The following is a 12,632-nucleotide window of genomic DNA, read 5'->3' on the forward strand; positions in this document are numbered from 1 at the left end:
ACGCGGCGCCGGGTTGTTTTCATATGCAGTCGAGCGCCGCGCCGGCGCCCGGGCAAGCCCGGCCCGCCCAAGGCGAGCCGCCATCAGGAAGGGTGGCAGAGTGGTCTAATGCACCGGTCTTGAAAACCGGCGATGGGCAACCATCCGTGGGTTCGAATCCCACCCCTTCCGCCATTCCAGAGCAGAACTGCTCGATACGAATGCACAAGACCGTCGCCGCGCGATCGATAGGCCCGTTTCGCGGCGACCGTCGCGCGGCAAAACGGCCAGGCCCTGCGGCCCACGTCAGGGTGTGTTTCCATATGGATCGAGAATGTCCTGGCCGTGCCGGCCGCGTGTACGCCCAAAACGATGATCGATATCCGCGCAGCTTGGCCGGCGCATCTACCGTCCCGTACAACATGTAGCACTCATAGCGAGCGACGAACGAGGCGTTGCGTTGCGGCTCGCGCTGGGATTCACCTGTGTATCTTCTGGCCGCGCGCGAGCATTGCCACGAATTCCGCGATCTTCCGGCTACGCGTTTCGGCTCTTTTCACGATGCTTATGCGGTACAGGATCGCATAGCGATTCCGGCTGTCGAGCGAGGCAAAGAATGCACCAGCCTCGGGGACTTTGTCCAGGGCTTGCCTGAGATCATCGGGCACCTCGGCACGGCTGGCAGGCGCGTAGGCATTGTCCCAGCGTCCATCCGCTTTTGCGGCTTCGACTTGCGCGAGGCCCGCCGGGCGCATACGGCCTTCCGCGATCAGTTCCAGCGCTCTTTTTCGATTGTTCGCCGACCAGTTGCTGCGCGGCTTGCGCGGCGTAAAACGGACGAGCCAGTGTTCCTTGTCGTATTTTTCCATCCTCCCGTCTATCCATCCGTGACAAAGCGCGGCGTCTATAGCCTGCGCCTTGGTCAAGGCCACACCGGCCGCCGTCTTTTTGGCGAACCTGATCCATGCGCCTGGCGAATCGCTTGCTTGCCGCGCGAGCCAGGCTTCCAACGCCTTGGCGTCCACGAAATCGAGTACGGGCAAGCCTGCCAGCACGGCGATTGCGGCCTGGCCACGCGCCTCCATGTCGTATGTACGATGCAATTGATCCCACCCGGTGCTAAGTACCCTCGGCAAGCGCCTTGAGGCCCGCCAGATCCTTTCCGACCCAGGCCTCGTCCTCGGCAAACTTGGCGTCGCTCATGTGCGGCTGGCGAAACAAGGTCAGCATCACTTCGCTGCCCTCTTCGTTGGCAACAATGCGCAAGGGCACATACACTACGCGCCCCGCCCCGAGATCTACCCAGTGATCCATCACGCCGAACTCGTTGTAGTCCGAGAATCGAATGCGGATCGGCCCTTCGGGCCCCTGCGCCCTCCAGCCTTGGCTGTCTCTTTCCAGCGAGGAGTTGCTCAAACCCGAAGCCCAGAGCGGAAAGCTCTCGGGCTTCCAGAGCATTTCATACAGCTCGCGCGCGCCGCGGCGCACGAAGCAGGTGATGACTTTCGATTGCAGCATGCGTTCCTCCGCTAAAACGCTCTCACGGATTACTGCTACCAGCCAACGAGCCCGCACAAAAAAATTGCGCACTCAAACACGCCCTGCAAGCAATTCACGTCAAAACGAATACCGGTCGGTGTCCTTGCGTCCGAAGTGTTTTCCGTCGCAGCTCGGCGAGTTTATTAGTAGCCGCTTCGTCACCGAAGCGGCCATAGCCAGAGGCCTTAGTACCTCCGAACGGTACCTGAGCCCCATCATGTGCAGTAGGCCCATTAGTATGGCAGATACCCGATTTTATGGAGCGGGCTACGTCAAATGCCCGCCCGAGGTCTTGGCAAAAAACAGCTGCCGACCAGCTGTAATCTGTGCCATTCGCCACATGAACGGCTTCGTCCACGCCCCACCGAACACCAGCAAAGCGGCGCGGGCAGCAATGTAGGCATCCATCTCGCGCACCAGCGGCGGCCGCGAAGGCGACTACCGATCCATCGATCGGACTATGAAGTTCGGAAGAGGCACCATTAATCGCCCTTGTATCGCGGCTAGCAATGAGCAAATCCATTTGCTTCATCACAAACCCTCACTCAGGCGGCGCAGCACATATATCACGCGGATCGCGCTAGTACGCTACGAGGAACGAAAACAACCATCAACACGGCCGCAACCACAACTAGCAGTCCAATAAGGTACAAAGCATTGGCATTACTGCCTGTGGCACTTCTTGCCCATCCGATGAGATATGGGCCAACAAACCCAGAAATCGCACCTATCGAACTTATGGTAGCCAAACCTACTGCTGCGCAATCGGCACGCAAATAGCTCGGGGGGATTGTCCAGAACAAAGCAATGGCTACGTTGATACCGGCAAATCCTACTGAAAGGAGCACTAGTGCAGAAATAAAGGAAAGATTCGGACTGGTGGTAGCGATCAATGCCAAAGCCCCCACTACGGCCGGAATACTGTAGTGCCAACGACGCTCTTGGAATTTATCCGAGCTTCTGGAAACAAGTACGATCGCTATCAGAGAGAGCAGAAATGGCAGCATGGTATACAAGCCGATGTCAAACACATCTTTTATTCCCAATGTACGTATCATGGTCGGAATCCAGAAGTTCAATGCATAACCTCCGGTCACTACCGAGAAATACAGAAATGCCAGAAGATAGATACGCGGATTCCGCAGCATTGCCATAATACCCGCCACAGACGTGTGATCGCCGTGTGCGTGGCCCTGGTCTTTATCGTGAAACTCTCTTGCGATGGCAACGCTGACCAAGTGCTTTTCCCGATCTGTCAGCCATTTTGCTTCCTCGGGCTTATCAGCCAATAGGTAATAGCAAGCAAAGCCCAGAACAATAGCGGGAATACCTTCTATGAGCAGGCACCATTGCCACCCGCTGAGTCCACCCACTTGATGTAGCGACGAAATCAGTGTGCCGGAAAGGGGCCCACCTATCAGCCCGGCTATCATGGGGGCTGTATAGAATAAGCCTGTAGCACGCCCCCTCTGGCTCGCGGGGAACCAATAGCTGAGATAGAGGATAATGCCGGGAAAGAACCCGGCCTCTAACACCCCTAACAAAAACCGCAAGACATAAAGTTGCTCCGGCGTTTTCACAAATGCTGTAGCCGCCGCTACGACCCCCCACGAAACCATGATTCGCAGCAGCGTCTTTCTTGCTCCTATGCGCTCCAACCAGATATTGCTGGGTATTTCAAACAGCACATACCCCAGAAAGAATATGCCCGCAGCAAAACCGTATTGAATGTCGGTGATGCCGATCTCTCCTTGTAGCTGCAACTTTGCAAAGCCAATATTGATACGGTCTAGAAATGCCACGACATATGACACGACAAGCAACAGCACTATTCGCTTGAGCACCTTCCTGAAGGTTGCATCCAGCTCCTGCTGGCCAGCGTCCCCGTACACTTGCTCGGCCACATCTACTTTTTCAGCAGCAATCATTCAATATCTCCTCCTATAGAGTCGGCTCGAGTTCTTTCAAAGGTACCCAACGAGCCGAATCGGTTTTTCGACCAACCAGCCTCGTTCAATTTGCCTCTTGCCCCGAGACCACCAAGCGGTACATGTGCCGCTCCATACCGGCATAGTCATTTATGGCGTAATGCAACGCGGCGCGGTTGTCCCATATCCCTACCGTATTTTTTTTCCATGAATACCTCGCAGTCAGCTCTGGCCGCGTCGAATGACGCACCAAAAACTCTATTAGGGGCTTGCTCTCAGGTACGGTCATGCCGACGAAATGCTTAATGAATGCGGGGCAAGCCAGGAGGTTTTTCCGGCCCGTTTCGGGATGCACTTGCACCACTTTGTGCACAGCGCCCCCCGACACCTGCTTGCCGATCTTATTGCGCATCAGCTGCACATTACCTTCATAGAAATCAGTAATAGAAAATACCGCTTCCATCGACTCCAATAGATCCTTGTACCTCTGGGGCAAGGTCTCGTATGCCAGATACCTATTCGCATAAAGAGTGTCCCCGCCATACGCTGGAGTGATCTGCGCGTACAACGATATCGCTTGAGGATAGACAGGGAGAAAAGTGAAATCAGCATGCCACTCTCCACCGAATACAACCTTGTCCGCGGGGCCCTTGTACAACTCATGCACTGGCGCAAAACCCTCTATTGGCTTGAGGTACGGATGGGTATCCAAGCTTCCGAACCGCATTCCCCATGCCCGGAATTGCCCTACGTCAAGCTGCTGATTGGGAAAAAAAATAGCGATGTGCTGTAAATAGGCATCGTGTATCGCCTCCCAAGTTTCTTCATCGACATTAGCTAAATCGACATTAAGTATTTCTGCCCCCATAGCTCCGGCAAGCCGGCGGATCTCCAGTTTCTTCATAGATAGTCTCCTAACGTCCAGCAATCAAAATTGATAAAAGCGCTCGAGTACAAGTTGGACAAAAACACTGAATACTCGTTTGCCGCAACCGTGCGGCAGTCATATCAAGCAAATCACAGCAAATATCCATTTTTCTTTATTTCCTATTATTTAGGACTTGTGTTCTATAATTTATATAATGAAAATTCTTCCACACGAAGCCTTCCCTGTAAATAATGAAAGTCAAGAAACGTTCACGCGATGGACGGTTCGAATTGCCCTGAATTTGACGGGCGTATTGAATAGCGATTTTTTATTAGCTACGCCGTCAGACGGCCGCCATCAGATAGCAGGCCAGCGTCCATAGGCGAGAGTGCCGACACAATCGGATCGCGATGCAGAATAATGTGCGCGAATCAATCATCAAACACATACCGCCGTGCGATTCATACGAATGGAAGCGGCCGCATCCTTCCTGAACAACGACGAAACGGGCCACTACGTGGCCATGTCCAGGCATAAAAAGAGAGTAAAGCCCTCGGCACAGCGCAAACCTTAGAAGGGGTACCCCCTGGCCGTGGTCTGCATCGTGATCCACCGCAGTTCCGTGAACGCGTCGATTCCAGCCTTGCCGCCAAAGCGTCCATAGCCAGAATTCTTCACCCCACCGAATGGCATTTGCGCTTCGTCATGCACCGTAGCGCTATTGATGTGGCATATACCGGACTGGACACGCCGCGCCACCTGAAAGGCTTGGGCGAGGTCGCGGCTAAATACTGCAGCCGAGAGGCCGTAGGCATTGTCGTTGGCGCACTCGATGGCCTGCTCCAGCCCATCGACACGCACTACCGGCTTTACCGGGCCGAAGCTTTCCTCGTGATAGATTCGCATATCGCGTGTAACTTGATCGAGTACCGTGGCCGGCATGAGCAGCGTATCGCTCTTGCCGCCGCAAACCAGCCGCGCGCCCTTGGCCAGCGCATCATCGATCAGCTCGTTGCAGCGATCAACCGTGCCGCGATCCACAACCGGGCCAAGCACCGCCGGCCCCTGGCGTGGGTCGCCCACAGGCAACGCAACGGCACGGGCACCCAGCCGCTGCACATACCGGTCGGCTACCCGTGCATCGACAATGATGCGTTCGGTCGACATGCATATCTGGCCTGAATTAGCGAAGGCGCCGAAGATGGCCGCATCGACAGCGGCTTCGATATCGGCATCTTCCAGCACGAGCAATGGCGCCTTGCCTCCCAGCTCAAGCACCGCAGGCTTCAGATGGCGGGCGCAAGCCTCGGCAACAAGGCGGCCGACCCGCGTGGATCCGGTGAAATTGACGCGCCTGACCGCCGCATGAGCGACCATGGCCTCGACGACTGCGGCAGCATCCGCCGGGGCATTCGTGACGAAATTGACGACACCGGCGGGCAGGCCGGCTAGCGACAAGGCCTCGACAATCAGCCCATGAGTGGCCGGACAAAGTTCCGATCCCTTGAGAATCACGGAATTGCCGCAAGCCAGCGGCATCGCAATAGCTCTCGTGCCGAGGATGACCGGGGCATTCCATGGCGCCATGCCAAGAACGACGCCGGCCGGCACACGCATGGCCATAGAAAGGCTGCCGGGCACGTCCGAAGGTATCAGATCTCCGCCCACCTGCGTGGTCAGAGCGGCGGCTTCTCGCAATATGCTCGCCGCGAGTTGCACGTTAAATCCCGCCCATGCGGAACTTGCCCCCGTTTCCTGTGCCATAGTGCCGACAAATGCGGCTTCCATGGACTCCAGACACCCAGCCGCCGCATTCAACAACCGCCTGCGCTGGCTCGGCCCCACCTCTGCCCATGCAGGGAACGCCGCCGCAGCGGCATCAGCTGCCGCGCGGGCATCTTCCGCCTGAGCGGCCGGCGCACGGGTGGCCACAGAGCCGTCCAGAGGATTGCAGCGATCAAAGGTCGAACAGCCCACAGCACTTGCCCGGACTCCACCTATCAGCATTTGTATTTCATTCACGGATATTTCCTTTAGATGTGCCGTTCTTACTGCGCCCGCAATTTCTTCTCGGCTATAAGCGTTCCCCAGCGCTTAGACTCCGATCGTGCATAGTCGTAGAACTCCTGAGGCGAACTCGTAATAGGTTCTACCCCAAGGTCTATCATGTGCTTGTGCACCGATGGATCGTTCACAGCCGCGTGCAAGGCTTTGTTCAAGCGGGCAACGACAGGCGCTGGGGTTCCTGCCGGCACTACCACCCCCTGCCAGGCATAAACCTCGAAGTTGGGGATTCCGGCCTCGCTCATGGTGGCCAGCTCTGGAAGGGTTGGAAACCGATGCGCGGAGGCCAACGCATAAGCCTTCACCTTACCCTCGGCGATAAATGGATAGCCGCTGGCCAGATCCACGAACATCACGTCCACGTCGCCCGCCAACATGGCCTGTATCGCTGCAGGCGACCCCTTGTAGGGCACATGCACCATGTTCAAACCCTCGCGCTGCATAAATAGCTCCATGGCCAGATGATGTGGAAGGCCCACACCTGGCGTAGCAAAAGTCACCTTGCCGGGATGCGCTTTGACATAGGTAATGAGCTGCCGGATATTCGAAGCAGGGAACGAAGGCCTGGCAATCAGCGCGAGCGGGAAGCGTGCTATCAGACTTACGTAGCTGAAATCTTTCGCTGGGTTGTACGAAATGTGCTCGTATAGATGCTCGTTGGTGGCGAACGTGGCGTTGTCTCCGGTCAGCATGGTGTAGCCATCGGGCTTGCTGCGCGCCAGGATTCCCGCACCTATCATGCTGGCCGCCCCGGGCTTGTTCTCAATGACGATGGGCTGCCCCAGCGCAGGCCCGATGGACTGTGCCAATAGCCGCGCCAATACATCAGTGCCGCCACCAGCGGCATTAGGAATTATCCAATGTATGGGCTTGTCGGGATAATGGCCCCCCTGCGCCACAGACTGAAAGGTCGCCGCGCATAGGCACAATGCAAAAATCGGCATTGCGACGATGCGTTTGATCCAATCCATATTCGCCTCCTTGTTTTTGATTAATGCCTCGACAGCCGAGGCGCCACGTCATGGCCGCAGTGTTCAATTCACCGCGGCGCACGCAATATTTCGAGAATAATGTCTGCATGGCCGGGACTCGCCCTATACACCAATGGCAGGCAACATTTTGGACGGCTACAGTAAGATCCGTTCCTGCGTCGAGCCAAGCACAATGCCTGCATCCCATTGCTTGACGTAGGCTGTCGCGGGCCTGAGATCAGGAGCCGAAAGCCACAGCCTCCAGAGCAAGCGCTTACGCTCAGGCTCGGGCCAATCCTGGTACGCGGTACGGGTATGCAACACGACATAATTGTTCAGAAATTGCATGTCGCCCCGGAGCAGCTCCATTTCGTAGTGCAGTTCTTCCGCGATGTCTTCGGCCAAACCTATGGCCGACCGCTGCTGACGTGTCAGATCAGGTGCCTCGGGCAGATCATGTCCCTTGTAGATGTGCTTAGGGCCAAATGACGTACACAGCATGTCGTCGAGCACACTGAATACTGCACTTTCATAAAACCCAGGCTCCCCGGGATCAACCTCGCCATGCTTGGTCCAGCACAAGGGCTTGCTCAGTATCTCGACACTGGAGGGCGAGCGACGCAACAATTCGTTGTATACCGAAACCGAGCTGGCTATTTTCGATAGGCCTCCGCTGCATGCTGCGCGAATGCAGATCAGGCCGACGATACTGGCCTGATCGCAGTGGTAGTCCATGGCCTCGCGCGTCTGGTAGCCACGGCTGGTAGGATCGGCTTGGGTTTTACCAAGATCGGTCACATGACCGAGCATATCTCCGCCAGGGTTATTGGATCTGGCTTGCCCAAGATGACGGCCTATGCCCCAATAAATAATGGCGACATCCACGGGATCCATTTCCTGTACCGGCAGCCCGCGCAACAGAGCCAGCCCCGGGCCGTCTCGCAGCAGGGTAAAAGCCTTGCGCACAACAGATTCGCAAGGCCCCAGATCAAATGCTTGTTTATCCAAAGCAAGCAAGCCATTAGGATCATCGCCTATGCGGCGCCGCACGGTTCGCGCCATATCCTGCAGCGCCCGCAGCTCTGTAGCGTTCCAATCATGCATCCACTCGTCAGTGGCAGCGAGATCAGCTGGCAGCCAGGCTGCCGGGTCGACAACCGGCTCACCAAACTTGGCCGGCTTGCGTTGAATGCTTTTCGTCGACTCCATCTTCATCATCCCAGCGGCACTATGCCTTATATTTTGTTTGATATCTGATTGTTTGATATCTGATTATTATTCTGAACTTGATGCCCTGTCAACTGGTTTTCGACGCAAGTTTTCATCTGCCAGCACTCATTCATGGAGCACGGCACCAAGGAAACAAAAGTAAATAGCGCCTTACAATCCGGACAAACGCCGTATTCATTTCCACTGATAGGATTCAGGCTCGACATGACCAGAAAGAACGATGCCATCGGCAGGAAGACCGACCTCTCCGCCGCCCCCGAGGCAAGCGTCAGTATCGATCAGATCATCGAGCGTCTGTGGCAACGCCCTGGATTCCTGCTCAGACGCTGTCTACAGCACACATCCGGAGCCTTTGAACAGTCCTGCTCGGAACTGGGCCTGACAGCGCGCCAGTACGACTATCTGTTCGTGCTGGACATGGCGGGAGAAATGGGCCAGACAGAGCTGGCGGGCGCCCTGGGCCTCGATCGCTCGACTAATACGCTGGTTCTAAAAATCCTAGAGCGCAAGCAGTTCGTCAAGCGCAAGATCGTTGCCAACGACACGCGAAAGCGCCTGGTTAGCATCACCGACCATGGCCGCAGTGTTTCCCGCCAGGCCCATGTGGCTGCCGGCCACGCGATCCAGAGCCTGACGAATGCGCTCGATGCCGGCGAGTACCAGCAGCTCATAGACTTGCTGCAAAAGGTAGTCCGCGCCAACTCCGACCAGTCCTATAGCTGCCAGGAGCCGTCAAAATAGATGCTATAAGCCCATACAGGCAAAATGACATATAGCCGAATACACTTGGCAAACTGACGCATCGATACCGATCAGGAGACACCCCGCAATGCGCCACATTCAACACCCCGGCCCGGCGCAAGCCGAACGCACACAATGCGTGGCCAGCACAGCCCATATCATGGAATTGGATCTGCCGGCGGGCGTGCCGCTGCTGCAGGCCATCGCCCGGACACTCGAGCCGCAGCAGGCCGACAGCGCGGTGCTGGAACTGCACGAAGGCGTCTTCGAGCAACTGGCGTACGTGCTGCCGGCCATGTCCGAGACTCCCGAGCACGCGGTGTATTACAGCCGGCGCTACCAGGCGCCCGCAGGGCCTACACGCCTGCGCGGCGGGCGTATTACCTACGGTTGGCGTGACGGCGCGCCTTGGCTGCATTGCCACGCACTCTGGACGGAAGCCGACGGCACAGAGCGTTGCGGCCATGTGCTGCCCGACGAGGCGGTGCTGGCGCTGCCGCTGCGGGTTACGGCCACACTGCTGCACGGCGCGCGCTTCGAGGTGGCGCCCGACGCGGAAACGAATTTTTCGCTGTTTCAGCCACGCGCCGCGGAGCCGATATCCGACACCGAGGCGGCCGAGGTCTATGTGCTGCAGGTTCGCCCCAACCAGGACTTCTGCGCCGCGCTGGAATCATTGTGCTCACAGCGCGGCATACGGCGCGCGGCCCTGCGCGGAGGCGTGGGCAGCCTGATCGGCGCCACGTTCGACGACGGACGTACGGTGCAGCCCATCGCCACAGAACTGTATATCGAGCACGGCGTGGTCGAACCCGGCGCCGACGAACGGCCCTGCGCCACGATAGACGTCACATTGGTGGACTATACCGGCACTACCACGCGCGGACGCCTGCGCCGCGGTGCCAATCCGGTGCTGGTAACTTTCGAGCTGGTGCTGCAGCCGCTGGAATACGAACACTGAAGCGCCCGGGCGTAGGGCCCGGCGGCGGCATCGGCGTATCCCGGATCGGCTTGTCGTTCTTATCGTTTACGAGCCGGCAATACCGCGGCCAGCACTTCGACCGCCCGCTTGCCCGACGTCTCGGCAATGGCGCTGAGCGTTTGATCGGCGGATTCGGCCTGATACCCCTTGCTCTTCAATGCCGTGATCAAGGCGTCCGGCGTGGTCTTCAGAACCGGCGCCAGATCCGCCACCCGGGCCTGGGTCATCACGGCCGCAGCCTGGAATGCCGGATTACCGCCACGCCGTTGGTTTTTTGCCCCCGCATAAGCGAAGGGCAGAGCCACGACAATGCTGAACACGACAGGAATGACGAGAGTCTTGCGCCGAATGTAGCCCAGCAGCGAATTCCAGTTTTTCCAGACATGGAACACGAAAGGCAAGAGCCAGACCATGCTGAGCCATACATGCATGGAATGAAACAGGCCCGACTGCCAATGAAAGAACAATGCGACCCCGGAAATAGTCGAGACAATGAAGAAGCCCGTGGTCAAGGGCGTGGCATAGCGGTGCAAGAAGTTATTCACTGCCGGTATTTCCTGTTGGGGTTAGTGATCAGTTTTCGGATTTTTCGTGGGGAACACTGACGGCCGACAGCAGTTGCCAGCCGGCGGCTCGGCCAGAACCCTACAACGAGCTGAATATATTACCCAAGTAGCGCGGCTCACGGGCACAAGATGCGGGCACATCAATGTCTATCCATTTCGATCGGTTTCAAAGCCCGATCCGATGGCCCATATCGATGCCCATATCGCTGCACGGCCAGGCCGGTTCTGCGGCAAATCACCGAGACACAGGCCTGTAACATTTCTCTCGACTAAAATACCCCCGGCGCCCGTTTGCCGCATGCCATGCAAGAAATGGCGCTTCGTGCCACAATCTTGCCTCTTGCGCCCGTGGCAGCACGGTCGGCGCAACCGGCCACGCCCGAGTGGTGAAATTGGTAGACACAAGGGACTTGAACAATTTGAGCCTTCGGGGGGAAACGCCCGAAGTGACGCCCGTCAAAGTCGGTGAACGCCCTGGATGCCTTGGCATCCGAGCCAACGCCGAGCCAAGCCCGGCCGCAAGGCCGGGAAGGTGTAGAGAGCAGACGGCGGGCACCTACAGCCGCAAGGCCATGGTGAAGGCGTGCTCCAGCCCACGAACGGCGCATCACGCGCCGGCGGCGAAAGCCGTAGCGGGAAGAAAATCCCTCGCCGCAAGGCGTACCGGTTCGATTCCGGTCTCGGGCACCATTACTAAGTCAATAGACTTAGCGCTTCATTCGCTCCTCCCGACGCCTTTTGCTTTTATTTTTCGAAGGGCCAGGCGGGGGCATGCTGCGCTTGAGCTGCTCGTTACGCAATCGCTCTTGTGCGGCAGCATTTGCCGCACGACGCTTGACGATCAACCTTGAAATGGCAAAGGCAAGCGCAAATGCAACAACCAGGATGATTCCACCAGACATACTGCCCACTTAGCCGACTCCTCAAAGATACATCACAGCGATTAATTACAAGCCAATTGGGCCCTACTCCACACTATCGGGGGATCGGCGCATTCGATTAGAGTCGGCTAAGACTCTGCCCCATTATCGGGGCAGCGGATTTCATCAAAGCCAGCGACTAGTACTCGCCATCCCGATAAGCATGATCAGGAATGGCGAGCCTGCGCATTTACGAGCGCAGCGGCCGCAACGCTTCGGCCCAGCGCACCAGTTCGTCGAGCATGGTCTTGGCCGAAGCGTCGATCAGCTCGTTCGACCCGAAGACGCCGCTGTCATTGATATGGCTGGCAACCATGGGCACCATGACGCCCTCGACCAAGGGCACCATTTTCAGGGTGGTGGCGTGCAGCTTGGCCATCTGTACGGCGCGTACGCCGCCCGAGACGCCACCGTAGCCTACGAAGCCGCAAGGCTTGTAATTCCATTCGCGATATACGTAGTCCAGTGCATTGACCAGCGACGGCGGTGGGCTGTAGTTGTATTCAGGGGTGACGAACACGTAGGCATCGGCGGCGGCCACGCTTTGGCTCCATCGCTTGGTGTGCTCGTGTTCATATTGCTGCATGCGCGGATGCACCGGCTCATCGTAAATCGGCAGATTGAAATCGGCCAGATCGACCAATTCGGCATCGAAGCCGCCGTGCGCCTTGGCATATTCGTGGAACCAGGCAGCCACCGAAGGCCCGACGCGACCGGGCCGGGTACTGCAAATAATGACGTGAAGCTTGAGCGACATATGATCTCCGTTCGGAAGCCGCGCTGGAGAAGTTGCAATACAAAGACCGTAGAGCCCCGGCAGCGCTTCCTGGTTTAGCGGGAATTT

General features: G+C 57.4%; 13 protein-coding genes and 1 tRNA gene. 3 read left to right on the forward strand and 11 right to left on the reverse strand.

The features are described 5' to 3' along the window. The first annotated feature begins 86 nt into the window (after window positions 1-86). Window positions 87-174 (forward strand) — tRNA-Ser (locus CEY11_RS17690). 284 nt (window positions 175-458) lie between these two features. Here CEY11_RS17690 and CEY11_RS17695 read toward each other — a convergent pair. The 8 genes from CEY11_RS17695 to CEY11_RS17730 all read right to left on the reverse strand — a co-directional run bounded on the left by CEY11_RS17695 (window position 459) and on the right by CEY11_RS17730 (window position 8,558). Next, window positions 459-1,064 (reverse strand): YdeI/OmpD-associated family protein, encoded by a 606-nt coding sequence (locus CEY11_RS17695; protein ID WP_088604745.1) that lies wholly within the window; start codon window positions 1,062-1,064, stop codon window positions 459-461. Between the two features lie 34 nt (window positions 1,065-1,098). Continuing rightward, window positions 1,099-1,497: a polyketide cyclase gene (locus tag CEY11_RS17700; RefSeq protein WP_088604746.1), complete on the reverse strand. Its 399-nt coding sequence runs from the start codon at window positions 1,495-1,497 to the stop codon at window positions 1,099-1,101. Window positions 1,498-1,591: 94 nt separating this feature from the next. Continuing rightward, window positions 1,592-2,050, reverse strand: coding sequence for an aldehyde dehydrogenase family protein (locus CEY11_RS17705; RefSeq protein ID WP_088604747.1), 459 nt, complete (start codon window positions 2,048-2,050; stop codon window positions 1,592-1,594). Window positions 2,051-2,084: 34 nt separating this feature from the next. Next, the gene (locus CEY11_RS17710; protein ID WP_088604748.1) at window positions 2,085-3,446 is read right to left on the reverse strand and encodes an MFS transporter; all 1,362 of its coding nucleotides are present in this window, start codon (window positions 3,444-3,446) and stop codon (window positions 2,085-2,087) included. A gap of 85 nt (window positions 3,447-3,531) precedes the next feature. Continuing rightward, window positions 3,532-4,350, reverse strand: a complete 819-nt coding sequence (locus CEY11_RS17715) for a TauD/TfdA dioxygenase family protein (protein WP_088604749.1) — start codon at window positions 4,348-4,350, stop codon at window positions 3,532-3,534. Window positions 4,351-4,884: 534 nt separating this feature from the next. Next, window positions 4,885-6,336, reverse strand: a complete 1,452-nt coding sequence (locus CEY11_RS17720) for an aldehyde dehydrogenase (protein ID WP_198958931.1) — start codon at window positions 6,334-6,336, stop codon at window positions 4,885-4,887. A gap of 26 nt (window positions 6,337-6,362) precedes the next feature. Beyond that, on the reverse strand, window positions 6,363-7,349 hold the full coding sequence (locus CEY11_RS17725) for a Bug family tripartite tricarboxylate transporter substrate binding protein (RefSeq protein ID WP_088604750.1): 987 nt from the start codon (window positions 7,347-7,349) through the stop codon (window positions 6,363-6,365). A 156-nt stretch (window positions 7,350-7,505) separates the two neighbouring features. After that, window positions 7,506-8,558, reverse strand: coding sequence for a TauD/TfdA family dioxygenase (locus tag CEY11_RS17730; protein WP_158215361.1), 1,053 nt, complete (start codon window positions 8,556-8,558; stop codon window positions 7,506-7,508). A 225-nt stretch (window positions 8,559-8,783) separates the two neighbouring features. On the opposite strand from CEY11_RS17730, the gene CEY11_RS17735 reads away from it, so the two are divergent. After that, window positions 8,784-9,320, forward strand: coding sequence for a MarR family winged helix-turn-helix transcriptional regulator (locus CEY11_RS17735; RefSeq protein ID WP_158215362.1), 537 nt, complete (start codon window positions 8,784-8,786; stop codon window positions 9,318-9,320). Window positions 9,321-9,408: 88 nt separating this feature from the next. Further along, window positions 9,409-10,281, forward strand: coding sequence for a PCC domain-containing protein (locus CEY11_RS17740; RefSeq protein WP_088604753.1), 873 nt, complete (start codon window positions 9,409-9,411; stop codon window positions 10,279-10,281). Between the two features lie 59 nt (window positions 10,282-10,340). Here the strand turns inward: CEY11_RS17740 and CEY11_RS17745 are convergent, their stop codons facing one another. The 3 genes from CEY11_RS17745 to CEY11_RS17750 all read right to left on the reverse strand — a co-directional run bounded on the left by CEY11_RS17745 (window position 10,341) and on the right by CEY11_RS17750 (window position 12,545). Beyond that, a complete protein-coding gene (locus CEY11_RS17745) occupies window positions 10,341-10,847 on the reverse strand; it encodes a hypothetical protein (protein ID WP_198958932.1) in 507 nt (168 codons plus the stop codon). 728 nt (window positions 10,848-11,575) lie between these two features. Next, window positions 11,576-11,779 (reverse strand): hypothetical protein, encoded by a 204-nt coding sequence (locus tag CEY11_RS25215; protein ID WP_143322915.1) that lies wholly within the window; start codon window positions 11,777-11,779, stop codon window positions 11,576-11,578. A 199-nt stretch (window positions 11,780-11,978) separates the two neighbouring features. Continuing rightward, window positions 11,979-12,545 (reverse strand): NADPH-dependent FMN reductase, encoded by a 567-nt coding sequence (locus CEY11_RS17750; RefSeq protein WP_088604754.1) that lies wholly within the window; start codon window positions 12,543-12,545, stop codon window positions 11,979-11,981. Window positions 12,546-12,632 lie beyond the last annotated feature (87 nt).

It is taken from the genome of Candidimonas nitroreducens (assembly GCF_002209565.1).
Taxonomy (GTDB): domain Bacteria; phylum Pseudomonadota; class Gammaproteobacteria; order Burkholderiales; family Burkholderiaceae_B; genus Candidimonas; species Candidimonas nitroreducens.